The organism is Paenibacillus sp. FSL R7-0313 (genome assembly GCF_037969885.1).
GTDB lineage: Bacteria > Bacillota > Bacilli > Paenibacillales > Paenibacillaceae > Paenibacillus.
The window spans coordinates 1767317-1792806 of sequence record NZ_CP150219.1 but is presented as its reverse complement, the minus strand read 5'-3'; the positions used below and the strand labels follow the sequence as shown (position 1 = coordinate 1792806).

The following is a 25490-nucleotide window of genomic DNA, read 5'->3' as shown; positions in this document are numbered from 1 at the left end:
TAACCTCTCGCCCCTTAGCCCATATTGGAATGATTGAATTCCGATGTGATGCTAAGGGGCTTTTTTATTTGAGTCGAAATTACGTCACATAGACTGACATAGAAACAATTCATTTTAATCAAAATCACAAAAAGAATAGTCTCGATTGTCATTTGAAACAAATGAACGTCAGATTTCAGCTCATCGTCTGTAAATCGACTTATAATATGGATTAATTATGCAAGTTGACGGATTCCAGACTCCAGATAGATCACATGTGATTGGGGAAGGATGGTGGTTGTGTGGGGGAGACAACGCTTCATATTCAAGTCAGAGACATGTTAAAACGTCCCGTGTTTCGCAAGGCGGAAGTTTTGGCCAGTGATCGTGCACTGGAGCGGTATGTTCGCTGGGTTCATATCATGGAAGTCCCTGAAGTAGGGGACTTGCTTAATGGCGGGGAATTGGTGCTGACGACAGGCATTGGCTGGCAGGAAGGTGAGCAGCAAGGTCTGTCTTTTCTGCGTCAGTTAATTGCACTTGGAGCTGCCGGACTCTGCATGGAACTGGGGGATCATACCAAGTCGCAGCTCGATGCCATGAAGGAAATTGCAGTCGCAGCGGATTTCCCGCTGATCTGGTTCCACGAACAAGTCCGTTATATTGATATTACGCAAGATCTGCATTTCACCCTGATTCGCAGTCATCAGCGGATGATCGCCGAACTCGATAGTCTCACCACCTCATTTAACCAGCTTCTTCTGAATGGAGATGGCGTACAACCTCTGCTTCGATTATTGTCACGAACTACCGGATGTGCCGTGGCATTATATCCACTTGAAGGGGAAGCAAGTGCCGTTCCCTACTGCCCTCCAGAGCAGCTGGAGACTCGTCGGCAGGATTGGTTTTTGCAGCGGGGACATTTGGCAGGAGAGGACATTCCAAATGTAATGCAGCTGTCAGATAACACATTACATGCGTTCAGCATGCCTGTTCGGGCGTTAGACTACACCTTTGCCGACCTTGTGCTAATGCATCAGAAGCTGCCGGATCACGATTCAAGCATACCGATCAAACCCTCAGATGAATTCATCATTCAGGCACTGGAACGTTGCGCGGCCGCGATTGCCCAGGACTGGATGCGAACCAAATACATGGAAGAGAAACGTCGCTACAAAGAAGATATGTGGGTCATTGACTGGCTTAACGGACATCACTCCACGAAGGAAATCCATGAATATGTATCCACCGTTAATCCCCTTCTCGCAACGAGCAAAGCCACGATTATCTTATTCGACAGTAACCCTGCATACACAGACAGCCTCAGACTTCAGAAATTATTGATCCAACGTAACATCGTCGCCCGTTCCGTGTTTGCTCGGGAGAACTTCACCCTCTACAGCACCGTTCTGAATCACCAGATCATTCTTATCATTCTCGACCCATTACCTGGATCTCAGCGCAAAAGCAGTCTCTGGCGCTGCATCGAACAACTGCAGCAGCACGAGCAGGAACAGACCCACTGCCTCTTCTCAGGCCTGTTCGGTATCGGTCATAGCTGCACGGACCTCTCCCGTCTCAAGGACAGCCTGGAATCCGCGAAGGAGACACTGCGAATCCAGAAGGACATCGGTGTGATGCAACAGCCCTTTTACAGTAATCTTCATTGTTACCGCATCATCGCCAGTATGAAGCAGAGTGGCAATCTGGATGATTTCATCGAAGAATATCTGGGGCCGCTCATCCGTTACGATGTAGAGAAAGGAGGTCAGCTGCTGCGCACGCTCAAGCAATATTTGGTCCTGTGCTGCTCCAAGCAAGAGACGGCCACCGCGCTATACATCGTCAGACAGACACTGTATCACCGTTTGGACAAAATCGAAGCCCTTTTGGGAGAAGACTACATTCTCCCAGAGAAGCGGGTAGCGATCGAACTTGCCATCTACGCCTATGAGTACGTACACGGCCCGATCGCATGAAAAGCTTCAGCATCGTCTACGCTCCCCGCTGCTCCTGAAGCTGGCGAATCAGGATGTGACTGAACCACTTCCGTCCAGACGCCGTGCCCACGTATTGCTCTTGTTTCTCTTCGGGAAGATCCGGGTGCCCCCACATGACGTGAGCACCCTCCAGATGTTCCCGTACCGCATAGATCCGATAACCCTGCGCAACCATTCGCTCTATGGCGATTCTCTCGGCCTCAAACATATCATGATCCGACATCAGCTTCTCCCTCCATTCACTGCCGTCACAGGCTGTTTCATCGGTATAGGTGCGCCTGCATCATACTTGTTGCGCTTCACATATTGGCCTGCCCCTGCCGTTCCGGCATACTGCCGATCTCGAATGACATACTCCCCGCGGCACAACACCGTCACCGGACAACCCTGTACCTGCATACCTTCAAATGCACTGTAATCCACATTCATATGATGCGTATCTGCCGAGATCACCCTGTTTACAGATGGGTCAAAAATAACGATATCCGCATCTGTCCCTACAGCCAGAGTTCCTTTCTGCGGAAATAATCCAAATAACTTGCTCGCTCTTGTCGAACACAGATCGACCCACTGATTGAGCGTAATCCGCCCCTTGACTACACCTTCCGAATACAGAATGCTGAGGCGATCTTCAATGACAGGTCCCCCGTTCGGAATTTTGCTAAAATCATCCTTGCCCAGGTCCTTCTGCCCTTTGAAATTAAATGAGCAATGATCAGAACCAATTGTCTGCAACTGACCACTTTTCAATGCATTCCATAGTACTTCCTGATGGGATGATTCCCGCAGTGGTGGTGACCAGACATACTTTGCACCCTCGAAGTTTGGCTGATCCATAATCGACTGATCCAGCGTCAAATACTGAGGGCAAGTCTCACCCCAGATCCGATAGCCCATTTCACGCATACGTGCGATCTGCTCTACAGCCTCCGCGCAGGTCACATGCACCACATACAGCTGTGAATCCGCAAGTGCAGCCAAACGGGCTGCCCGGCCTGTCGCTTCTCCCTCCAGCATGGATGGACGAGTCAACGCATGATGAATGGGCTCCGTGCGCCCTTCGGCGAGCGCCTGTCGAACCAGCAGGTCAATAACATCCCCGTTCTCGGCATGAACCATGACGAGTGCGCCGTACTCTTTTGCCTTTTGCAACGTCTGGAAGAGAATCCCGTCATCGGCCTGAAACTGGTTTTTATACGCCATGAACACCTTGAAGGATGACACACCCTCTTCGTCAATGATCTGCGGCAACTCTTCCAGCACCTGATCATTCATCTCGCCGATCATGAGATGAAAACCGTAGTCGATGGCAGCTTTACCCTCGGCTTTGGCATGCCACTCCTGGAGCGATTCAATTAATGGACGGCCTTTTTGTGTCAGACAGAAATCAATGATCGTCGTTGTACCACCAAAGGCTGCCGCTGTTGTTCCCGTCGCAAAATCATCCGCCGTTACCGTTCCACCAAATGGCATATCCAGATGTGTATGCGGGTCGATACCGCCCGGAATGACGTAACAGCCCGCTGCATCCACAACCTCCGTTCGTTCGTCAGGCACCAGCCCGATGCCAATCTGTGTGATTTTACCCTTTTCGATCAAAATATCTGCTTCAAAGGTATCTGACGCTGTCACCAACACACCATTACGAATCAATTTGCGGGTACTCATGATATCGCCTCCTTGGTTGATTGATCTCTAACCGATTGCAGCATGGCAATCGCAGACTGACGTTCATTCCAGGTTACAGGTTCCTGCTCAGGTACAAGCTCAACCATCTCAATCGCCCCATCCACCGGGCAAACGATCGAACACAGATTACATCCAACACAATCTTCTTCCACTACTTCCAGATAGGAACCGGACGGGTCGGTTAACATATCAATACACTGATGCGAGGTGTCCTCACAAGCAATATGGCATTTGTTGCAATTGATGCAGACATCGCGGTTGATGCGAGCGACGACTTTATAATTCAGATCGAGATTGCCCCAATCCGAGTAACGCGGAACCGTCTGACCTACCAGTTCTGCTACGCTGCTCAGACCCTTTTCATCCAGATAATCGTTCAGCCCATCAATCATGTCCTCCACAATGCGGAATCCATGATGCATCGCTGCGGTACATACCTGAACCCCTGTAGCACCCATGAGCAGAAACTCTGCCGTATCCCGCCAGTCCGAGATTCCACCAATACCCGAGATCGGCACACCCACCTCCGGATTACGCGCGCACTCAGCAACCATGTTCAGTGCAATTGGCTTCACGGCTGGGCCACAATAGCCGCCATGCGCTCCTTTGCCGCCCACATGGGGCACGGTATTCCACGAATCCAGATCCACACCTGCGAGAGAGTTAATGGTATTGATCAGAGAGATCGCATCCGCGCCGCCTCGTACAGCTGCCCGGGCTGTCGCCGTAATATCCGTGATATTCGGCGTGAGCTTCACGATCACCGGTGTGGTCGCCACTTCCTTCACCCACATCGTCTGGAGTTCTACGAGGTCAGGTTGCTGACCAGAGGCGGCTCCCATACCTCGTTCGGCCATGCCATGCGGGCAGCCAAAGTTCAGCTCCAGGCCATCGACGCCGACGGCCTCCACCTTTTTCACAATCTCATGCCACTTCTCTCGCGTAGGTTCCACCATCAGTGAAGCGACAACCGCACGATCCGGGAATCGCTTCTTGGTCTCGGCAATCTCCCGCAGGTTCACTTCCAGCGGACGATCGGATATCAATTCTATATTGTTAAACCCCGCCACCCGTTGCCCACCAAAATGGACCGCAGCGAAACGGGAGGATGTATTGATAATTGGCTCACCCAGCGTCTTCCACACCGCGCCACCCCAACCCGCCTCGAACGCACGCTGGACCTGATACCCCGTATTGGTCGGTGGTGCTGAAGCCAGCCAGAATGGATTGGGTGATCGAATACCTGCCAGATTAATAGATAAGTCAGCCATAACGATCCCTCCTTGGTGTTGTTTGAACTTACTATATAAGTTGAACTGAAGATTATTTACACTGACACTACGATGACAGAATAACCTTCCAATCGCTGTTATCCCCAGATTTTTTTGATTCCCTTTTCCGAAAGGGAAAATCCGGGGATAAAGGCGAGCTTATGCTTCCGATGCAGCTTTCTTTCAGAAAGCTTTTAACTCTCCGCTTCTTCAGGTTCTTTCTGTCCTCTCCGTTTCGTGTAAATGTTTAGTTCATTTTAAATGTTTAGTTCAATGTATATCGTTGTATTGGATATTTGGTCGTGCTCAGGATCTCTGCGTAGAACGGGTGTTTCTAGATAGTACGCACCTAAATTCTAACGAACTATACAGCTCTTATTGGGCTCATTAGCGGCACTTTCAAAATCTAACGAATCGTAAAAGTCTTATTTGGCTGTAGTAGCTCATTTCGGCTTCATTTCAACGGTTCTTCATCAACATAAGACGTGTGAGATTCGTTAGATTTATCAATCAACCATAATCGCCACTATAAGGTGTGTAGGGTTCGTTAGCGCGTCAGAGACAAGAGGATTTGATGTACCCACACTTCTTGCTCAGATCTGATCTACACCTTCAACACTCTAGTAGTCCCTTGCGCCCTCCCACCCGTACTCTCCTTGGATGCTCTCATTCCACGCTTTACGTGTACTCTCCACTTCCCTTTGTCTCCCTCACAACTCACGCCGTCTCTTCCACCTGTCCAGGCAATGCCTTCATGACAGCGGCAGCAGCCAGCTTACCCTGCTGTGCGGCCGAGACAACCATCGCCTCACCCTGGCCCTGACCAAAAATAACGTCTCCTGCCGCATAGATCTGAGGGTGCGAGGTACGAAACGTATGCGGCTCAATCTCAACGACGCCCCATTGGTGACGCAGCCCAAACGCTTCAATTAATGGTAATAAACGATGCTGTCCAATCGCCCGGATGACCGTATCACATTCAATCATGAACTCCGATCCCTCGACAGGCACAGGCAATGCACGCCCACCGCCAGGCGGGGTAATCAGTTCCATTCTCACGCATTCTACAGCCTGAACCCGACCGTTCTCGTCTCCAATGATACGCTGTGGCATCGTAAACCAGCGGAACTCCACACCCTCCTGCTTGGCAAACGTATATTCAAACGAATACGCCGTCATCTGGCTTTCCCCGCGCCGATATAACATCTGCACCCTCTCGGCACCAAGACGTACCGAACAGGTCGCTGCATCTACCGCCGTATTGCCCGCGCCAATAACGGCGACCTTTAGACCATTCAGCGCGGGTGGAACACCCTGCTTGGTAGACTCCACCAGTTCAATCGCATCATAGACACCTTCCAGTGTCTCTCCTTCAATGCCCAGCATAGGTACTGAACCCATGCCACAGGCCAGAATGACTGCTTCATGCTGCTCCAGCAACTGCGAAGCAGGGATATCCACACCGATGCGCACCCCATAACGGATCTGCACACCAAGCGTCTCCACCTGCTCCACTTCCCATAGCGCAACCGATTCGGGCAAACGGAAAGATACGATGCCGTACGTATTCAGCCCACCGCCTTTGGGTTTGGCTTCATAGATCGTCACCTCATACCCTGCACGCCCCAGTTCACGTGCCGCCGATAATCCCGCAGGACCCGCTCCCACAACAGCAACGGTTCTCCCATTGGTGGGTGCTGCCTGGAATAACGGCTCATTCTTCGCCCGTGCCCAGTCGGTGGCATATCGCTGCAAGTCACCAATCCGAATCGGCTTCGACGATTCGTTTAGCACACATGCGCCTTCACACAATTCCTCTGTGGGACAGACACGTGCGCAGCTGGCTCCAACCGGATTCGCATCCATGATGGTGCGGGCCGAACCTTTCAGGTGCCCTGTTGATATTTTGCTAATAAAAGAAGGGATATTAATGTCGGTTGGACAGGCCTTGATACAAGGTGCATCGTAACAGTACAGACAGCGGTTTGACTCTTCCATCGCTTCCTTACCTGTCATGGCGGGTTTCATCTCGGCAAACCGACTCTCCCACCCATAATCGGATAACGTTGTTCCTGAGCTGTTCATCAATGTCATGCACCTCCTGAAGTTTGATTCGCGCTAGCTTCCAGCCACTTTTACAGACTAACCAGATGTTCGTACGTTTCCGGTCTGCGATCACGGTAGAACTGCCATACATTACGCACCTCACGAATCATCTCGGTATCCATCTCGCCAATGACGACCTCATCCTGATCCCTGCTGCCGATTGCAACCATTCTCCCTCGCGGATCGACCAGGTACGACTGTCCATAAAATTCACCCATATTCCACGGTGCTTCCACGCCAACCCGATTGATCGCTGCAACATAATAGCCGTTAGCTACCGCGTGAGCAGGCTGTTCCAGTTTCCACAGATATTCCGATGTACCCGCAACCGTAGCAGACGGATTAAACACAATCTCTGCCCCCGCCAATCCGAGCAATCGTGCCCCTTCCGGAAAATGACGATCATAACAGATGTACACGCCGACTCTGGCGTAGGCCGTATCAAATACCGGGAACCCAAGGTTACCTGGTTTGAAATAATACTTTTCCCAGAACCCATTCGTACCCTCACCTGCTTCCACATGCGGGATATGATGTTTGCGATATTTGCCCAGATATGAACCATCTGCATCAATGACAGCTGCCGTATTGTAATACGAAGCAATGCCCTCCACCTCGTACACAGGTAAAATAATCACCACCGCAAGCTCCTTCGCCAGCTCTTGAAAACGTCTGGTCGTTGGCCCTTCCGGCACCGGTTCGGCGGATGCATACCATTTGGGACTTTGCTCTGTACAAAAGTACGGCCCATAGAAAACTTCCTGCAACCCGATGATCTTGGCGCCTCTTGCAGCAGCTTCACGGACCAGCGCAATGTGCTTCTGAACCGCAGCCTCTTTGTGAACTTCAACGGGAGCCGAACCTTCAATCTCATGAGAAGCCTGGATTAATCCGATGCTGATTTTGCCCATAACGTCACAACGCCTCCTCAGGTAAAATGGTTGGTTCATTCTCTCCACTGCACATCCTCCGAATGGCGCGATACAACACTTCCGTACCCAGTCCAATATCCTCCGGCGAAGAATATTCGCTGGGATGATGACTGATGCCGTCTTTGCTGCGGACAAAGATCATGCCATAATCACACACAAGCGAAAGGGCCAACGCATCATGGAACGGACCACTCATCAGTTCTGGCAAAGGAACCCCAATCTCTTCCGCGGATGAACGTATTACCGACATGATTGGCTCTGCACAATACCTCGGCTCACTGTTCGTATCCTCTGTCAGCGAATAAGTTAGACCATATCGGAAACTCACGTCATCCAAAATGTTCATCAATCGGGCTTCAAGCCGGTTCCTGCGCTCCATCTCCATGTCTCGCAAATCAACGGTGAAGCTGACTTCCTCCGGAATGATATTCCGGGAGTCTGGAAACACCCTCAGACTACCCACCGTACCTACGGTTGGGGCTTCGGGGTCTTCTCTCACCATATCGTCAAAAGCCGCAATGACTTTGGCGCTGCCTACTAAAGCATCATGCCGCATCCCCATCGGAACGGAGCCAGCATGACCCGCCATGCCTTTCATCGTCACCGTAAGCCATAATGGGCCCGAGATGCCCGTCACCAGACCCACAGGAGCATTCAGTGCTTCCAGCACCGGCCCCTGCTCAATGTGCAGCTCCAGATAACTACCTATGGAACCTGGCGGATAGATCGCTTCTTCAAAATCCGAAGGAGAACAGCCGAAGGCTTCCAGCGCCTCCCGACGGGTCACTCCGTTTTTATCCTGACGCTCCAGTTCGCCTTCTTCCAACTGACCGGTTATGCCACGCGAGCCGAACAAGCCTTTGTTAAAACGGGAACCCTCTTCATCACAAAAGGCAACTACCTCCATCGGCATACGTGGCTGAATGCCATTTTCGATCAAGCATTGCACCGCTTCGAGTGCGCCGAGCACACCAATCGCTCCATCATATCGACCGCCATAGGGCTGAGAGTCGATATGGGAACCAATCATGAGGATCGGCAGAGCCTGATCCGCGCCTTCCAGACGACCAATCAGATTGCCAAAGGGGTCAAGTCGCGTCGTCAGACCAGCACTTTCCATCCAGAGACGAACCTGAATGATGCCATCCATATCTTCCGGGGTCAGGGCAAGTCGGCAGACACCCGTCTCTGCGATTCGGCCAATGCGTGATAACTGCTCAATTCGTTCATTCAACCGAAGATGATTAATGAGTGTGCCTGTTGTGGTCTGCATCCTCCCTCGCCTCCTTGCGCATATTTATCGAGTAATGATATGAAAATCTCCAGCTCGCTTGCTAAACCGTAAACGTCTGTCGTACCTGTGTATGGCAACTAACCCGCGTCCAGACTACGGAGTACAACGAGCAAACTTCCAGCGATCAGATCCAGCTCTTCCTCGGTGGTGACAAACGGTGGTGAGATTGTCAAAATGTTTGCAAACCCCGGCACGGTATCACCGTTCTTGCCAATCAGAATGCCGTCCCTTTTACAACTGGCGAGTACCTTCATTACTTTATCTGCTTCCGCAGGAGAACCATCTGATTCAATCAATTCCACTCCACAGGCGAATCCGAATGAACGGATATCCCCCACAATGGACAGCTCTAGCAAAGGTTCCAACTTCTCACGAAGCAGGTATCCCAGTTCCTCCGCGCGGCTGACCAGATTCTCTCGTTCCAGAATCTCCAGATTCGCCAGTGCCACCCGGCAGGACACCGGATTCCCGCCAAATGTATTCACATGGCGAAAATGGGCATCCGGTCCGGGTTCGCGGAACGTGTCATACAGATCGGCTCGCACGGCCGTTGCTGATAATGGCGAATAGGCGCTGGTCATGCCTTTTGCCATCGTCACAATATCTGGCTGTACACCATAGTTCTGATGACCAAACTTCTGCCCAGAGCGGCCAAAACCACAGATGACCTCATCTACAATGAGCAGCACTCCATAGCGCTGACAGATCTCTTGCACGGTGCGCATATAATCCGGCGGGGGCACAATCATGCCGCCTCCTGTGATCACCGGCTCCATAATTACTGCGGCAACCGTCTCAGGACCTTCCCAACGAATCACCTCTTCATAGATGGTTGCACATTCGAGTCCGCATCCATCTTTGTTCCGTCCAAACGGACAGCGATAACAATACGGTGGAGGAACATGAGAGAAACCTACGCCGAGCGGCTCGTACTTGATCTTACGGGCGGCTTGCCCGGTCGCGCCCAGCGCGCCCATGGAGTTGCCGTGATAGGCACGGTGACGGGAGATGAATTTGTGCCGAGTAGGCTCACCATTCTGATGATGATACTGACGGGCTATTTTGAAAGCCACCTCATTTGCATCTGAACCCGAGTTGGAGAAGAATATTCGATATTCCCCCTCCAGCCAGTCATTCAGCTTCTCCGCCAGCAAAATCGCCGGTTCGTGACTCTGCGTCATCGGGACATAAGCGAGTGCTTTCATTTGTTCGTAGGCACTTCTCGCAATCTCCTCACGGCCATGCCCCACATTCACACACCACAGTCCAGACATCGCATCCAGATAACGTGTACCATCCTGATCAGTAATCCAGCTGCCCTCCCCACTTACCGCAATCATCGGATGATCGTTATGAGGCGAGATGTGATGCCACACGTATTTGCGATCCTTCTCCAGCCATTCTTCCTTCGTACCGCCAAACGGCTGAGGCTGCTGATCCACAGAACTCATTCGTCATCCTCCTTCTATAAGCTGATCCAATATGCTTTACACATGCCCACTCCGATTGCAGTACCATCTTCCGATCGCTGTTATCCCCAGATTTTCTAGATTCATTTTTCCTTAAGGAAAAATCCGGGGATAAAGGCGCACGCTTCGCTTCCTCAGATTGGTTCTGCACTCTTCGTTCTCGTGTAATGTTGGTCCACGCTTATTTCACCGCTTCTTCATAGATGCTTTTCTCCAGCGCTTCATCCAGGTTGGCCGCTTTTTTGATCAAACCATAATTCAGTGCAATATCCGCAGTCCGGGTAAATGACTCATCCACAAAGCTACCGACCTGCTGCTCCGTAAATCCTTCCGGGCGAATCAGCTTGGCAATCTCTTCGAGCATCGTGACCTGGTGTTCACGAGTGGTGCTACCCTCCGTCACATTACTCATCACGATATCCACCGTCTCATCCTGATTGTCGATGGCGTAATTCCAGCCTTTCAGAATGGCACGGGTCACTTTAACCGCAAGCTCACGGTTGTTGTCTACCCACTCCTTCTTGGCAATCAGCGTATCCTCCAACATGCCAACACCGGCATCTTCAATGTTGAAGACATCCAGATCGGATTCTTTTGTTCCACTTTCCAGCACCACGTGATATTCGTTATAGATCGTTGCCGTCGCCACATCTACCTGATCATTGAAAAACTGATCCATTGTGAACCCCTGCTTCACCAGTTCAATGTCTTTCTTCGGATCCAGGCCGTTCTTCTCCATAAATGCAAGCACCTGAAACTGCTGACTGCCAAACCAGGTACTGACCTTTTTGCCTTTCATCTGAGCGGGATCGGTAATACCTAGAGACTTCTTGGCAATCAAGCGATAACTGCTCTTCTGTGAGATCTGGGCAAGCGAGACAAGCGGCAAACCGTTATCCCGGCTGACCAGCAGACTGTCTACACCCGTGATCCCCACATCGGCCGCACCATTGACTACCTGCTGCTCAATCACGATATCCGGCCCACCTGGAATAATCTCGGCATCAATGCCTTCATCTGCAAAAAAACCTTTTTCCTTCGCTGCGTAGATCCCGGCAAATTGCGCCTGCGGCACCCATTTCAGCTGAATTTTCACTTTGGTTAACGGTTGATCTGCTTCTCCCGCCCCTCCTGAACTCGCAGCTACAGGCTCAGCCGCTGGCTCGGACTTCGTAGAACATGCGCTCAGCATCGTAACAACCAACAGGACCAATACCAGCAAACCCGGCTTCAACGTTTTGTACATGTACAGAACAACCCCCTGTGTATATACGATTTTTCAATCTGATAGTGTGAGGCTCTACTTCACCAGCTCTATCAATCTATGGTTGGTACCCTGATGTACGTTATTGATCTGTGCGTGCACGGTTCCACGGAATGAGTCGTTTTTCTGCCAGGACAACCGCTTCATACAACACAATACCGAGCGCGGCAGCGATGACAATGCAGGACCAGGCCAAGGGCATGTTCGCCAGTCTAATCTGATCCGAGAGCAAGTACCCCAGCCCTTGGGAGGCAATGAAAAATTCACCCACAATGGCCCCGATAATACTGGTGGACATGTTGATCTTCAGTCCTGCAAAGAGGGAAGGCAGCGCGTGAGGCAGTCTTAGCTTCCAAAAAAACTGCATCCTGCTTGCAGCAAGGCCGCTCAGCAGATCACTGTACTGCGGCTCAATGGAAGTCAGCCCTTTGAATAGGCTAACGGCCATGGCGGCCATCGTAATCACCGTGACAACAGCAATACGCGACCAGATCCCGTCTCCAAACCAATTGTTCATAATTGGGGCAAGAGCCACGATCGGAACAGCGTTCAGTGCAGACAGAACCGTAACCGCCGCCCTGCCGCTTGTTGGGAAGAACGATGCACCTGCCGCTGCCAGAGCACCGAGCAGTGAGCCGAGCAAGAAACCTCCCAGCATTTCGGCTCCGCTGTACACCGCATAACGAAAGAGCATATTGGCATTTTCCTGTATCGATGCCGCAATCGCGGAAGGCACAGGCAGTTGGTAGCTTTCCAGCGAGAATATCCAATGAAACAGCCTGAGCTGCCAGAGAGCGAGAAACATCACACCTGCCCCCCAAGGAAGCATGCTCAGTACAATTGAGCGCCCGCGAACGCTGGTTCCCGATCTGGCCTTTTCGGCTTGTCCCTGTTGTCCATGAATTTCCGATCCAGGGGCAGATGTCACCTGTGAACCCGTGAGGGGCGTAGCTGCTCCAGTTACAGCAGCAATTGCCACACCTTCATCACGCTTCCGTTGCAAAACTCTACCTTCACTCATGTGGCATCACCTCCTTTGGCCCTGAACTCAGGCTGCCAGGGGGTTAGCCAACGTTCAGCCAGACTGATGACCAGATACGAGATCAGGCCAATGCCAATGCTAAGCATGATGGTGGCCCAGAACATGCCAACTTGGGCATGGCCGTAATATAACGAACTGACCATCAGGACGCCGAGTCCGTCGGGAGCGCCCATCAATTCCACAACGATGGAGGAAGTCACCGCGAGCGGAGCAGCTATTTTCATACCAGAAAATAGTCCCGGTAGTGCTGAGGGCAGCAGACATTTGATATATCGTGCGGTCAGTGAAGCTCCACAGGAACGCATAAGTTCCAGATGCTCTGGTGCTGCACTTTTCAATCCTTTTAACGCATGGATAATGATCGGGAAGAAGGTGACATACGCCGCCATAACAATTCGGGCCCACTCCGCGTTGTGGATGATGCCGTACACGATTGGTGCGAGACCAATAACCGGAACCATCTGTGAGGAGACTACATATGGCGATAACGTGCGCTCCAGCCAGACAGCTGCGCTCATGAGCAGAGCTAGACCCAGGCCAAGCAGCGTTCCCCCTGTAAAACCAATCGCGGCATTGCCAAAGGTGACAGCCCCCTGCTCTGCCAGCGTACCCGAGTAACGAAACAAGGCTGCAAGGACATCATGCAGATAAGGAAGGCGAGACGCCGCCTGCTGGGGTGACAGGAACAGTTGGAGCGTCCAGGCGATTCCTTCCCACAGCACCAATACGGCCATAATCCAGATGACGATCCAAGATCGATATCCTGGTTTAAAGAACCTCAGGGACATGAGATTCATCACGCTCCTCGTAGAAGCAATTGCGAATGGTTGTGATCATGTGGTAGAAAGCTTCCGTTTCTCTCAGTTCACTATGGCGGTCAGAAGGCAGATTAACAGAATGAATGGAGTGCACTTGCCCCGGATGCGCCGAGAGTACGATGATCCGGTCGGACAGAAATACGGCTTCGGGGATGCTGTGTGTGACAAAGAGGAAGGTCTTGCCTGTTGAGCGCTTGATCTCAAGCAGCTCCAATTGAAGTTTTTCTTTGGTGAATTCGTCCAGGGCGGAAAAGGGTTCATCCATGAGCAGCAATGGTGGATCAAGCGCAAGGGCTCGTGCAATGGATACACGTTGCTGCATCCCTCCACTGAGTTGCCATGGATAATGGTCGGCGAAGCGAGTTAGTCCTACCATTTCAAGCAGTTCACTACTAATGCGGCGGCACTCCTTACGGCGGGTACCCAGCAGTTCCAAGGGCAATTCCACATTGTGACGAACGGTGCGCCAATCGAACAAGGCTGGTGTCTGGAAGACAATGCCGAACTGTCGCAGTAGCCGGGCCCGCTCAGGCTCCTGACCTGCAATGCGTACGTTGCCTGAGGTAGGTTGAAGTAGATCACCCACCAGCCGGAGCAAGGTCGACTTGCCGCAGCCGGAAGGGCCCAGCAGAGAGACAAACTCATTGGACTGGATCTGGAATGTAACATCCGACAAGGCAGTGACCTGTTGTGTACCTGTGCCAAAAACAACGGACACATGATCTACATCAATATGGCAGGCTTCGGGGACTGTAGCTGAGGATATGGAGGACATGGGCATTCTCCTTTGTGGGAAGTTGTTTTCATTGCACACCAAGGCTGAATGGGAGGTTTATATACACGAACGTAACAGGTTTTGCTTGTTAGATAATACTATATCGCTTTGGGCGGGGATTACATTATACAGTGTGTTTTGAGTATGGGCCTGTTCATGTTACACAATGTAAAATGAGATGGATTCTCAGATACATCCATGTGAGTTTTCTTCGTAGATAGCTAACATTCAATTCACCTAACAACAAGCGCACAATCATTTGTATTTATTGATTAAATATTCGGAAAATATGACATATCCCCTCGTATTCTTGTTCGTTTTCTTGTATAAAGATTGAATAGACGTACAAGGGCTTCCACCTCAACGTGAGTCAACGATCCTGAATGATGAAGGCGGTATCACTGTTCTGGATCAATCACCACGCAGGTTGGATTCCTCTGTCACATATCACTTTGAAAATCACATATATAGGTCTATCCAAAGATCAGTAGAACGAAGCTTTCAAATCCAGAAATCGGGGTGGTCATGATGTTTGATTGGCTGGGATGGAAAAAAGGATTGCCGCTGTGGCGATCGTATCGGTTGAACGCACATATGAAAGAAGATGTGGAACAGATTTTTGAGGGAATTGCCGAAACGAGACGGCAGCTTATGATGGACTGGGCAGATGAACAATGGAATCACCTGGATCGTTTGCTTCAACAGATACAGTCGGTCCAATTACAGGATGTATTACAAGGTTCACAGCAACTAAGCAAACTAGATGCATGGTTTCAATCCAGTTATATTCGAGCCGTAGACAGTACGGAGCTATTCATGCTGAACGAACAGAATCAGGTGGTATTCTCTACATATAAGAAACATATTGGACAGATTTATAAAGATTACGAAGCTTTAATTGGACCAGGATTGAAATACTCCAGAGCAGATCGTCATGGCAAAAAATGCTTGTATGGTCCATATTCTGATCCACTGACGTTGGACATTGGTCCACGCTCGTCCAATTTTCACGATGATGTCACCTTGCTGTTTATCTCCCCAATCCTGCAGGAAGGTCGATATGTCGGTTCATTATGCAGCCGTGTACCCGGGGATGTACTCGGTGACCTGATCCAACGAGAATCAGGTCATATCTATCCCGATTCTGGTGACAATTATCTCTTTATGGCTGAGTCGATTTTACGGCCCCATCTGCAACCCGGCACCGCCTTATCCCGAAGTCGATTCGAAGACCGCACCTTTACGCATGGGGAAAACCTCAAAGATGGTGTCACCACCGAATGGGGTATCGTATCCGTTAAGGAACATACCGAGCTGGAACTCATGTTCACTGATCCGTCGACCGGAGAACTACACCCCGGGGTAGCAAACACCATTCAGAATGGTTCCAATCTGTTCGTAGCTTTTCCCGGCTACTCGGATTACCGCCATATTTCTGTGATCGGCAAAGGCATCACCTTCCAGCTGCCACACTGTCCTGATCGCTGGGGCATGATGTGTGAAGGGGATCTGGAGGAAGTGTATCGGATACGAAGCATCGGCTGGCGCCAGTTCAAGCAGCACAGTCTCTTCACGCTTTTGTCAGGCGTTGCAGGAGCCGCTCTTGTCTATGCCCTCACTGGTAGTGGTTGGGGTGCGGCAGCAATGGGCGCTTTTAATGTGTTATTCGGATTCTTCACTGCATTACAGCTGCATCGTAGCCAATATCGACGGGTGCATGAAGACTTACGTCGCATCAGCCGATTTATTCGAATTAACGCCGAAGGCAGGGGGGATCTGACCCAGCGCCTGGACACGTCTGCTTTTGCCCAAGACGAATCGGGTGAACTGGCGAAGTGGATCAACAACATGATTGACTCTCTGGAAGGCATTATGCTGAAGGTACAACTTGCCACGGTAGACGTTATGGACAACCAGTATCAGATGCGAACTTCAACAGAGACAACCCAGGGTACGACTGAGCGTGTGAACCACAAGCTTGGATCGATGATTCAGGCTATTCGCACCCAACTGGAAGATCTCGACCAGGCCAGGATCGCTGCTGATCACATGCGCATAACGCTGCAACAACTCGAGACCTCTGCAACCGAACAGATCGGCGTGGCCCAGCAGGAAGTGGAACGAATCGGCGACAAAATGACCCAAATCTCAGGAGCGGTATCCGATACCAACCGTACCATCCTGTCCTTCATGGATACGATGAAAGAGATTTACCGTGCACTGGCTGTCATTGATGAAATTTCAGCTCAGACCAACCTGCTGGCTCTCAATGCTACCATTGAGGCTGCACGCGTGGGCGAACATGGCCAAGGCTTCTCGGTTGTGGCGGGGGAAATCCGTAAGCTGGCCGATTTATCCCGCTCTTCTACGGAAAATATTCATCAGATTCTGGACCGAATCTCAACGGCAGCAGGAGCTGCATCCCAATTGATTACTGAGGGTGACCAGGTACTTGCTGAGGGAACGACACTGGTTCAGGCCGCTTCGCAACTTCTGAAAAACGCTACCGCTGAAGAGCCTGAGCGCACACAAGTTGTGGATCAAGTGGTCATGCTAATGGAGAATATTGCTGCAATCAGCCATCAAAATCGGGCGACTTCTGCTGAGGTAGAAGCAGAGATGATGGAGCTGATCCGTGATATGTTACAGGTTCAGCATTCTTCGCATAACGTGGAAGCCATCACGGTCTTTCTGCAACAACTCGTGGGACAATTCCACCTGAACCACCCCGCCAAAAATGCTGTCATCTGACGTTATCGTTGACGCGGATTGGAGAAATAGCTAAAATTTGATGCAACTGTTCCTTTTGAAATTGTCGTATCATTTATAATAGAAGATTTCCAATCTGAACCGATGAAAGGGTGGTCTGCATGGAACTGCTTCAGGATTCATTTGGCCGGATACATGACTACATCCGTATTTCTGTTACGGACCGCTGTAATTTACGCTGTGTGTATTGCATGCCCGCGGAGGGCATGGAGTTTGCTCCACATGATGAGATTATGAGCTACGAAGAGATCGCACAGGTGCTGAAGGTGCTTGCTCCGATGGGCATGCGTAAAGTTCGGCTCACTGGGGGCGAACCGCTGGTACGCAAGGATCTTCACAAGCTCGTTGGCATGATCTCGGCGATTGAGGGGATTGACGATATTGCACTGACTACCAACGCTCTTCTACTGGATAAACAAGCTCAGGCGTTGAAAGATGCTGGATTAAACCGGATTAACATCAGTCTGGACTCCCTGCGCGCTGATCGCTTCTCCATGATTACCCGGGGCGGAGATGTGAACAAGGTACTGAAAGGCATTGAAGCTGCAACAGCCGCTGGCCTTGCTCCGATCAAGCTGAATGTTGTGCTGATGAAGGGTATCAACGATGATGAGATCAAGGATTTTATTGCAATGACGATTGATCAACCTCTCCATGTACGTTTTATTGAATATATGCCGATTGGACAGGCTTCGGATTCATGGCGCAAATCTTATTTGCCGCTGGAAGCCGTGACAGATGTATGTGCTGAAGCAGGCTGGACGGTAGAAAATACAACAGGCCCTGCGGGCAATGGCCCATCACGCAATATGAAAATTGCGGGCTCCGAAGGCACATTTGGATTGATTCATCCCGTGAGTGATCACTTCTGTGACAATTGCAACCGACTTCGGCTGACCGCTGACGGACATATCAAAGCCTGCCTGTACTGGTCGGATGAGTATAATGTTCGCCGCTTCGTGGATGATCCGGATGCCATGGCGGCGCTTTTCCTCAAAGCGCTGGGTACGAAACCAAAGAACCATGAGATGGCTCTGGCTTTGGAACAAAAAATGCAATCTCACACGCCGACGGTACGGCGCATGTCCCAGATTGGCGGATAGCAACAGTACGCATATAACACAACCGCGCATTCCTTCGTACGGTTACATATTTGTACCGTCAGGATGACCTCTTCACACAACGGATGAGATAACGCTGGCGCGGTGAACCCTTACGTAAATCAACATGGATCACGAGACATGGAGCATTCCATAGAATAAGTGGATAGCAAAGCAGACGAGAACTTGATTGTTCTCGCCTGCTTTTTCGTTATGTTTTCATAAATTCCTGAAAATCATCAATTCTCCTGTTTCATTTGTTAAAAATTTAATTAATATACCTTATTGCCCTTGTTGGGTCTTCAAGATTCCGATAATTCTGACGATGTATATACATACATCTAGATGATATGCACACATACACTATAGGAGCTGAACCTTATTGAACATTGTTGAAGCACTCGTTGCAGCGAGTCCATATTTTAAAATTATGCTCAAAGAACACGATATCATGATTGCGGTAACCGATACCGAGAAGTTCTGGTATTATGTTCCCAGCAACGAGCTTGATCTGGGCATCAAGGCAGGAGACCCCGTTTCCCTCGATGACCCTACACTCCGCCGGGCACTTATACATGGGGAAACTTCAGCGAACCGAATTGATGCAAAATTCTATGGCACATCAATCAACTCGGCGGCTACCCCACTTCGGGATGAGCAAGGAAATATCGTGGGTACACTTGCCATTGGTTTCTCTCTTCAGAATGAGGAAAAACTGGAGTACTTCACTGAATTGATCGGGGGGATCAGCGGAAAATTAACAGATATGGTGCAGACGGTAGCTGCCCAATCCGAGCAATTGACGGCCTCTTCCACGCAAATTTTGGATAATACCCGCATGGCTGTGCAGAACTCAGGTGAAGTGAACAAGGTCGCCGCATTCATCCGTGAAATCTCAGAACAAACCAATCTACTGGGCCTGAATGCGGCTATCGAAGCAGCCCGAGCAGGCGAAGCAGGCGCCGGATTCAGCGTTGTTGCATCTGAAGTGCGTAAACTTTCAACGGGTACCAAAGAAGCTACGGTGAATATCGAACGTTCCTTGAAGGATGTTCAGTATTCCATTCAGCAGATGGAGCAAGAGATCACATCCATCTCGCAGTCTAGCAGCCAACAGGCTGTGATGGTAACCGAGTTCAGCGAGGTCATTGATCAGTTGAACAGCGTAAGCCATGATCTGAAAGTGTTTATTGAATCCATGCTGCTGAAGGCAGAATAGATCCGATTACGATGACCTTAACTCAAATGACTAATCATATATAAGAGACGCTACACCAAAGCGTTATCGAGCACTACATGTTCCAACTCAATAACTAGATCAGCAGGTTATGCTGATCACCAAATTCAGCACTCATATTGAACTCCCTGCGCGATTAACGTCACGGGGAGTTTTTTTATTTTAAACAAGACGAGCCACATCACGGTCCTTCTAGGAATAGATGAGCTTCCACAGCATCATAACCGCCAGTCCAACCATGACCACAGCGGACAACCGATTAAACACCAGACTGATGCGTCCAGTTCGATCCGTTCTGCCAATCACCCTGCCTGCGCCTGCAAGTCCCAAGAACCATATCCACGATACAGCCGCGGCTGTCAGGGCAAAATAGATGCGCTCCACCCCTTCATACTGAAGTGAACTGGTGCCAATCACGGCAACCGTGTCCAGCAGAGCATGGGGATTGAGTAAAGATACCGATGCGGCAAACGCAATCTGTCGCCCTGCTGACATTACCGTCCCCGAACCTTCCACAGATTCGGATGACCTCCAGATACTCCAAGCCATATACAGCAAAAACAAGCTTCCTGCGCCATACAACACATTCGCCAGCAATGGCCAATGCAGCAAAATGAGTGATACTCCTCCGACGGCTGCCCCGATCAACAACGTATCACTGACCCCTGCCGTTATTACAGCAGGCAGGGCATGTATATAACGCCTCTGGCTCATGCCCTGGTTAAAAATAAATACATTCTGCACACCCAGTGGCAAGATCAGGCCAAACGCCAGAACCACTGCATGAATAACAACCTCCATCGTTCTTCCCCCTTATCTCTGTACTCCATAGTAGGGCAGATGATGGCTGACGTAACCAACCACTTGGATGGCATCAGACCCAACCAAATGATATAGTGTTTGTTACAAAGAAAAACGGAGGTGATTCTGCCGGTTATGGAATGTTCCGATTCCCGGCTAAGCATGGGGTGGAAGCCGAACCCTTCTCTCGACTTGCCCTTGTATCGCCAGATTGAAGCCTATATCCGCCAGAAAATCACAACGGGCGAATGGTCAGCAGGATACCATCTCCCCTCACAGCGAATATGGGCAGAGTCCATGGGGGTAAACCGCAGTACATTGGTCACAGCCCTTGATAATCTGGCCGCCGCTGGTCTAATTGAAGGCAGACATGGCGGGGGAACTTATATTTCCGGCTCCGGTTGGCATAGTATGGCTCACGGAGCGATGCCCAACTGGAATGAAGCCATCGAGGAGGGTTGGTATTACCCCAACCTGCCAGAGATCCAGCAGATTAATCAGGCTGAATTCCGACCTGGCATCATACGGCTTGGTACAGGGGAGCTTGCCCCGGAGCTGATGCCTCAGGATGCTTTTAACGACATTCTGTACGAACTGTCCCATCGTTCTCGTACACTGAACTACCTGGAACCTCAGGGAAGCCTGGAGCTTCGTGAGGCTTTATCCGCCCATTTGCAGACGACTGGCATTCAGGCCTCTCCAGATTCCATACTGATCGTATCCGGCTCTCTTCAGGCGCTGCACTTGATTTCGGTCGGACTGCTCCCTCGCGGATCAGCGGTTCTGCTGGAAAAACCGTCGTACCTCTATTCCATTCACGCCTTTCAATCGGCAGGGTTGAAAATGAGTGGTATCCCGATGGATGACGAAGGCCTACACATTGCACGTCTGGAGGATGCTGCGCAGCATGTCAAAGATCAAGATCACATCTCGCTTCTCTACACGATCCCGAGCTTTCATAATCCCACCGGCTCTGTGATGAGTGATCACCGCCGGGAAGAACTGATGACAACCGCTCGGACATTAGGCATCTCCATACTGGAGGATGCTGCCTACAGTGATCTGTGGCTAGATACTCCTCCTCCGTCATCGCTGAAGGCGCGTGACCAGGAAGGACGGGTGCTGCATATGGGCACCCTGTCAAAGGCGGTCAGCCCCGGTCTGCGCCTCGGATGGCTGGTCGGGCCAGAACCGGTTATACGCCGACTCGCAGATATCAAGATGCAGACCGATTATGGTACCAGCTCACTTGCGCAAGAAGCTGCTGCCCTATGGTTCGCCGAAGGTCATCATGCAGGACATATGGAACGCCTTCGCCCTGAGTTACGCAGACGCAGAGACTTCATGCTGGATCTGTTGCAACGTCACTTTCACGGCATGGCGGAGTGGAACATACCCGCTGGTGGATTTTACATCTGGCTGCAATTCACTGTATCCCCTCTCTCCATCCGCCAATTGTTCCATACCTGTCTGGAGCAGAATGTACTAATCCACCCGGGCTATCTGTATGACCGGCTGGACGCGAGTCACATTCGGCTCTCATATGCGTATGCTTCACCTGATGAGATGGAACGTGGAATACAATGCCTCGCAGAAGCTGCCCGTAAGCTCCTGACTTTCGGCTCTTGAGTTCACAACGCAAATAGCCTTGACCTGAAAGGACCATGTCCTTCAGATCAAGGCTATTTGCTTAAGTTTCCTAAGTGTGTTCGAATACCAGAAGCGCGTAGCTACCGGCGAAATTAAGAATTCCTTCGAATGTTTTACCCCTTTACAGCACCCTCTGCAATACCCTCCATGATGAACTTTTGGAAGAACGCGTAGATCAGAATAACCGGAATCGCAGTCAGTACCAGGGAGGACAGAATCAACGGCCATTCCTTGTTATATTCCCCAAACAGCATGTTTGTGGACAGTATCAGCGTATAACGATTCACATCGGTCAACATAAGCAGTGGTAACAAGAAGTCATTCCAGATCCACAGAAAGTCCAGAATCGCGATGGTGACTGTGATCGGAAGCAGCAGCGGGAAGATAATCTGGAAGAACGTCTGGAACTCATTACATCCGTCAATCTGAGCCGACTCCTCCAATTCACGCGGAATGGACTTCACAAACCCGTGATAGAGGAAGATCGCCATGTTCACACCAAGTCCGATATAGATCAGGGCCAATCCGTATGTGCTTCCCTGTACACCCATGCCTTTGGCTACCCGTGTCAGCGGAATCATGATCGAATGAAACGGCACCAGCATGGATGCAACAAACAGGAAGAAGATCAGGTTGCTCGCGCGGCCTGAGGTACGTGACAACTTGTATCCTGCAAGTGAGGCACAGAAGACGATTCCCCCAATCCCCAGAAAAGATACAATCGCCGAGTTCATCGAACTGCCTAACAGATTGATTTTGTTAAACGCGTCCGAATAATTCTCCCAGTGCAACGTCGTAGGCAGCGCGATAAAGGATTCGAACATCTCACCCTGTGTTTTGAAAGAGTTCACCACCGCCATATAGATCGGCAGCATGGCCACAAGAGAACCCAGAATCAGCAGCAGTCGAATCAGATAACTGTTCAGTCGTTGCATCCTCATGCTTCCACCTCTTTCTTCTTCATGACGGTGATCTGGATGAGTGTAAAGATGAGCACGATGATGAACAATACAACCGATTTGGCACTCGCATAGCCGTATCTGAAGTTGTTGGAGAACGCTTCTTCATAGATATTCATCGTGATAACCTGCGTGGCCCGGCCCGGTCCACCACCAGTCAGTCCATACACCACTTCGAACACTTTGAATGCTCCGTTGAGCGTCAGGAAGAAACAGATGGTCACAGCATGAGTAATCATCGGCAACACCACATTGCGCAGTACCTGGAAAGCGTTAGCCCCATCAATAACAGCCGCTTCCTTGAGACTTTTTGGCACACCCTGGAGAGCGGCCAGATAGATGATCATCATATACCCTACACCGTTCCAGAGCGATACGATCAGAATGGAGTAAAATGAAAACTTCGGATCACCCAGCCATTGCTGGTCGAGGAACGAAAGGGCCAGTTTCTCTGCGATTTGTGGCAACACCTGAGAGAAGATGAATGTCCACATGAAAGCACTGATGATTGTACTGATCATGTTAGGCATGAAGAACAGCGTCCGGAAAAGCCCTTTGCTGCGCGTCCGTGACTCAATCAACACGGCGAGTAACAAGGCAATTCCATTTTGCAGAATCAGCATAAATATTACATATTTCATCGTGAACCACAGGGAGTTCAGAAAGTCGGGATCTTCTTTGAACAATTCCACAAAGTTGCCCAGACCGATAAAGCTGTAATCCCGATTGAGTCCGTTCCAATCCGTCAGACTATAGAACATGCCACTAAACGTGGGATACAGCAGGAAAATCGCATAGATGACAAAGGCAGGCGCAGTGAACGCGAGCAGTGACAGATACTTCTTGAACACATTCGTAGCCATAGGTTCTCCCCCTTTTCACTCGAAGCGGATGATTGTAAACGAGGGAACGAAGAACGTTCTGCCTGCCATATCATCTGCTTGGAGACTGCGACGAAATAAAGTACCGCTAATTTGTTGACAAAACTCCCAAAACCGTTGAGATTTTGCCAACAAAAGCAGGTACTAAATTTCTCGCAACTCCTTACTTGTTGACTTTATTGTAGGATTTCCACGCCTTGTCGAGCGCATCGATAACCTGCTGTTGATTTAATTGCCCAGAGTAGTAGCCTTGCAACGCTTTGCCTGACTCGTCTTTCACCGCTTGAGGAAGGGATGGGTCCTCATAAGCTTTACCTTCACTCACATATTTCTGGGCATCGTCTACCCAAGGGAAGCTCTTGAAGTCATGGATCTTGGCAATCGGATTAAACTTGAGTGCTTCGTAGAATGCGCTTGAATCCTTGTCATCGAGAATGTAGTTCACGAAATCGAGTGCCACTTCTTTGTTTTTGCTAGATGACGATACTGCCAGTGAAGTGGAGGTGCTCAGATTGATTTTGGTATCATCCGGATTGTCATTGATCGGCATTGGTGCTACACCAAAGTTAAAGTCCGGGTTGGACTTCAGAATGGTTTCGGCAAACCATGGTCCCTGAATCCACATCGCGGCGCTTCCTGATGCGAAGGCTGCTGAACCATCATCTCCGCCCACTTCCAGCGCTTTGTCCGTTCCATTGGCATTGACGAGATCGAAGATATCGAACAATGCTTTCATATCGGAGAAGGAGCCCTGATCCTGATTCATCTTCTCCACGAAGTCTTTGTGCTCAGACTGAGTTAATGCACCCACGGTAAGTGGCAGGAATAATTGCGGAATCCAGGCTTCTTTGTAGGACAGTTCAAACGGTGTAATGTTGGCTGCTTTGAGTTTCTCCACGACCTCTTTCATTTCCGTTAACGTCGTTGGCACTTCCAGCCCTTGCTCTTTGAAAATATCTTTATTGTACAGATAGCCCCATGATACTGTTTCCAATGGAACAGCTACGATTTTGCCCTCCGCATCCGTTATGGAAGGTTTAACCGAATCCAGCAGCTTATCGACAAAAGGTTGGCCCGACAGGTCTTCCAGATAACCAGCTTTGCTGAATGGTGGAATCTCATTGACTGCATGCAGGGCGAACACATCCGGTGCATCATTGGAGGCGAGGCGAGTCTTCAGAATCTGAGGGGCATTGTCCGCTGGCGGCATCTCCAGTTGCACGTTCACCTCAATGTTTTTCTCTGCCTTCTCCTTGGCTTTGAACTGTTCTATATATTTATCGTAATGTTCTTTCAGCCGAGGTTGTGCAACGAATACTTTGAGTGATACCGTGCTGCCTGACGCCGACTCCTCCTGCCCATTGTCCGTTCCTGCATTGGAACCGCAACCTGCGAGCAGAACACTGACCAGTACCGCACTTGCTACGCTTTTCCATACTTTCATCTCTTATGAC

At 50.3% G+C, this 25490-nt stretch carries 20 protein-coding genes; 5 read left to right on the top strand and 15 right to left on the bottom strand.

The genetic code is table 11. The features are described 5' to 3' along the window. Nucleotides 1-281 precede the first annotated feature (281 nt). Nucleotides 282-1958, top strand: coding sequence for a PucR family transcriptional regulator ligand-binding domain-containing protein (locus NSQ38_RS07860; RefSeq protein ID WP_339788413.1), 1677 nt, complete (start codon nt 282-284; stop codon nt 1956-1958). Between the two features lie 16 nt (nt 1959-1974). Here the strand turns inward: NSQ38_RS07860 and NSQ38_RS07855 are convergent, their stop codons facing one another. From NSQ38_RS07855 to NSQ38_RS07805, 11 genes are all read right to left on the bottom strand, one after another. After that, nucleotides 1975-2202 (bottom strand): hypothetical protein, encoded by a 228-nt coding sequence (locus NSQ38_RS07855; RefSeq protein ID WP_339788412.1) that lies wholly within the window; start codon nt 2200-2202, stop codon nt 1975-1977. After that, nucleotides 2202-3647 (bottom strand): dihydropyrimidinase, encoded by a 1446-nt coding sequence (gene hydA / locus NSQ38_RS07850; RefSeq protein ID WP_339788410.1) that lies wholly within the window; start codon nt 3645-3647, stop codon nt 2202-2204. The genes NSQ38_RS07855 and hydA overlap by 1 nt, the downstream gene beginning before the upstream one ends. Next, entirely contained in the window at nt 3644-4939 is a 1296-nt protein-coding gene (gene preA / locus NSQ38_RS07845; RefSeq protein WP_062836927.1) for an NAD-dependent dihydropyrimidine dehydrogenase subunit PreA, read from the bottom strand. Before preA ends, hydA begins: the two co-directional genes overlap by 4 nt. 717 nt (nt 4940-5656) lie before the next feature. Beyond that, on the bottom strand, nt 5657-7024 hold the full coding sequence (locus tag NSQ38_RS07840; protein WP_339790440.1) for an NAD(P)-dependent oxidoreductase: 1368 nt from the start codon (nt 7022-7024) through the stop codon (nt 5657-5659). Between the two features lie 50 nt (nt 7025-7074). Next, the gene (locus NSQ38_RS07835; RefSeq protein WP_076332522.1) at nt 7075-7956 is read right to left on the bottom strand and encodes a nitrilase-related carbon-nitrogen hydrolase; all 882 of its coding nucleotides are present in this window, start codon (nt 7954-7956) and stop codon (nt 7075-7077) included. 4 nt (nt 7957-7960) lie between these two features. Then, nucleotides 7961-9250, bottom strand: a complete 1290-nt coding sequence (locus NSQ38_RS07830; protein WP_339788408.1) for a M20 family metallo-hydrolase — start codon at nt 9248-9250, stop codon at nt 7961-7963. Between the two features lie 98 nt (nt 9251-9348). Further along, complete coding sequence (locus NSQ38_RS07825) at nt 9349-10722, bottom strand: aspartate aminotransferase family protein (protein WP_339788406.1); 1374 nt, start codon at nt 10720-10722, stop codon at nt 9349-9351. A 199-nt stretch (nt 10723-10921) separates the two neighbouring features. Continuing rightward, entirely contained in the window at nt 10922-11986 is a 1065-nt protein-coding gene (locus tag NSQ38_RS07820) for an ABC transporter substrate-binding protein (protein ID WP_339788403.1), read from the bottom strand. Between the two features lie 100 nt (nt 11987-12086). Beyond that, nucleotides 12087-13025 (bottom strand): ABC transporter permease, encoded by a 939-nt coding sequence (locus NSQ38_RS07815; RefSeq protein WP_339788400.1) that lies wholly within the window; start codon nt 13023-13025, stop codon nt 12087-12089. Then, nucleotides 13022-13834 carry an ABC transporter permease subunit gene (locus NSQ38_RS07810; protein ID WP_339788397.1) on the bottom strand — a complete coding sequence of 271 codons (813 nt, stop codon included), beginning with the start codon at nt 13832-13834 and terminating at the stop codon, nt 13022-13024. The genes NSQ38_RS07815 and NSQ38_RS07810 overlap by 4 nt, the downstream gene beginning before the upstream one ends. Beyond that, nucleotides 13815-14639 (bottom strand): ABC transporter ATP-binding protein, encoded by an 825-nt coding sequence (locus tag NSQ38_RS07805; protein ID WP_339788394.1) that lies wholly within the window; start codon nt 14637-14639, stop codon nt 13815-13817. Before NSQ38_RS07805 ends, NSQ38_RS07810 begins: the two co-directional genes overlap by 20 nt. 525 nt (nt 14640-15164) lie before the next feature. On the opposite strand from NSQ38_RS07805, the gene NSQ38_RS07800 reads away from it, so the two are divergent. The 3 genes from NSQ38_RS07800 (at nt 15165) to NSQ38_RS07790 (ending at nt 19727) form a co-directional block, all read left to right on the top strand. Continuing rightward, the gene (locus NSQ38_RS07800) at nt 15165-17390 is read left to right on the top strand and encodes a methyl-accepting chemotaxis protein (RefSeq protein ID WP_339788391.1); all 2226 of its coding nucleotides are present in this window, start codon (nt 15165-15167) and stop codon (nt 17388-17390) included. Between the two features lie 119 nt (nt 17391-17509). Further along, complete coding sequence (gene moaA, locus NSQ38_RS07795) at nt 17510-18511, top strand: GTP 3',8-cyclase MoaA (protein WP_339788389.1); 1002 nt, start codon at nt 17510-17512, stop codon at nt 18509-18511. Between the two features lie 379 nt (nt 18512-18890). Further along, a complete protein-coding gene (locus tag NSQ38_RS07790) occupies nt 18891-19727 on the top strand; it encodes a methyl-accepting chemotaxis protein (RefSeq protein ID WP_339788386.1) in 837 nt (278 codons plus the stop codon). Nucleotides 19728-19937: 210 nt separating this feature from the next. Here NSQ38_RS07790 and NSQ38_RS07785 read toward each other — a convergent pair whose 3' ends face one another. Continuing rightward, complete coding sequence (locus NSQ38_RS07785) at nt 19938-20546, bottom strand: LysE/ArgO family amino acid transporter (protein ID WP_339788384.1); 609 nt, start codon at nt 20544-20546, stop codon at nt 19938-19940. A gap of 135 nt (nt 20547-20681) precedes the next feature. Here NSQ38_RS07785 and NSQ38_RS07780 point away from each other — a divergent pair, with 135 nt between their 5' ends. Then, nucleotides 20682-22175: a PLP-dependent aminotransferase family protein gene (locus NSQ38_RS07780; RefSeq protein ID WP_339790438.1), complete on the top strand. Its 1494-nt coding sequence runs from the start codon at nt 20682-20684 to the stop codon at nt 22173-22175. Nucleotides 22176-22309: 134 nt separating this feature from the next. On the opposite strand, the gene NSQ38_RS07775 is transcribed toward NSQ38_RS07780, so the two are convergent. The 3 genes from NSQ38_RS07775 to NSQ38_RS07765 form a co-directional block, all read right to left on the bottom strand. Next, nucleotides 22310-23137 (bottom strand): carbohydrate ABC transporter permease, encoded by an 828-nt coding sequence (locus NSQ38_RS07775; RefSeq protein ID WP_339788381.1) that lies wholly within the window; start codon nt 23135-23137, stop codon nt 22310-22312. Beyond that, entirely contained in the window at nt 23134-24018 is an 885-nt protein-coding gene (locus NSQ38_RS07770; protein ID WP_339788378.1) for a sugar ABC transporter permease, read from the bottom strand. The genes NSQ38_RS07775 and NSQ38_RS07770 overlap by 4 nt, the downstream gene beginning before the upstream one ends. Nucleotides 24019-24199: 181 nt before the next feature. Continuing rightward, a complete protein-coding gene (locus tag NSQ38_RS07765; RefSeq protein ID WP_339788375.1) occupies nt 24200-25480 on the bottom strand; it encodes an extracellular solute-binding protein in 1281 nt (426 codons plus the stop codon). Nucleotides 25481-25490: the final 10 nt, after the last annotated feature.

Excerpts from the sequence above, each read along its gene's own strand:
- NSQ38_RS07840 (WP_339790440.1), bottom strand. The coding sequence starts at position 7,024 with ATGAACAGCTCAGGAACAACGTTATCCGATTATGGGTGGGAGAGTCGG.
- hydA (WP_339788410.1), bottom strand. The coding sequence starts at position 3,647 with ATGAGTACCCGCAAATTGATTCGTAATGGTGTGTTGGTGACAGCGTCA.
- NSQ38_RS07785 (WP_339788384.1), bottom strand. The coding sequence starts at position 20,546 with ATGGAGGTTGTTATTCATGCAGTGGTTCTGGCGTTTGGCCTGATCTTG.
- NSQ38_RS07830 (WP_339788408.1), bottom strand. The coding sequence starts at position 9,250 with ATGCAGACCACAACAGGCACACTCATTAATCATCTTCGGTTGAATGAA.
- NSQ38_RS07805 (WP_339788394.1), bottom strand. The coding sequence starts at position 14,639 with ATGTCCTCCATATCCTCAGCTACAGTCCCCGAAGCCTGCCATATTGAT.
- NSQ38_RS07775 (WP_339788381.1), bottom strand. The coding sequence starts at position 23,137 with ATGAGGATGCAACGACTGAACAGTTATCTGATTCGACTGCTGCTGATT.
- NSQ38_RS07770 (WP_339788378.1), bottom strand. The coding sequence starts at position 24,018 with ATGGCTACGAATGTGTTCAAGAAGTATCTGTCACTGCTCGCGTTCACT.
- NSQ38_RS07765 (WP_339788375.1), bottom strand. The coding sequence starts at position 25,480 with ATGAAAGTATGGAAAAGCGTAGCAAGTGCGGTACTGGTCAGTGTTCTG.
- NSQ38_RS07835 (WP_076332522.1), bottom strand. The coding sequence starts at position 7,956 with ATGGGCAAAATCAGCATCGGATTAATCCAGGCTTCTCATGAGATTGAA.
- NSQ38_RS07810 (WP_339788397.1), bottom strand. The coding sequence starts at position 13,834 with ATGTCCCTGAGGTTCTTTAAACCAGGATATCGATCTTGGATCGTCATC.
- NSQ38_RS07820 (WP_339788403.1), bottom strand. The coding sequence starts at position 11,986 with ATGTACAAAACGTTGAAGCCGGGTTTGCTGGTATTGGTCCTGTTGGTT.
- preA (WP_062836927.1), bottom strand. The coding sequence starts at position 4,939 with ATGGCTGACTTATCTATTAATCTGGCAGGTATTCGATCACCCAATCCA.
- moaA (WP_339788389.1), top strand. The coding sequence starts at position 17,510 with ATGGAACTGCTTCAGGATTCATTTGGCCGGATACATGACTACATCCGT.
- NSQ38_RS07855 (WP_339788412.1), bottom strand. The coding sequence starts at position 2,202 with ATGTCGGATCATGATATGTTTGAGGCCGAGAGAATCGCCATAGAGCGA.
- NSQ38_RS07800 (WP_339788391.1), top strand. The coding sequence starts at position 15,165 with ATGATGTTTGATTGGCTGGGATGGAAAAAAGGATTGCCGCTGTGGCGA.
- NSQ38_RS07815 (WP_339788400.1), bottom strand. The coding sequence starts at position 13,025 with ATGAGTGAAGGTAGAGTTTTGCAACGGAAGCGTGATGAAGGTGTGGCA.
- NSQ38_RS07825 (WP_339788406.1), bottom strand. The coding sequence starts at position 10,722 with ATGAGTTCTGTGGATCAGCAGCCTCAGCCGTTTGGCGGTACGAAGGAA.
- NSQ38_RS07780 (WP_339790438.1), top strand. The coding sequence starts at position 20,682 with ATGGAATGTTCCGATTCCCGGCTAAGCATGGGGTGGAAGCCGAACCCT.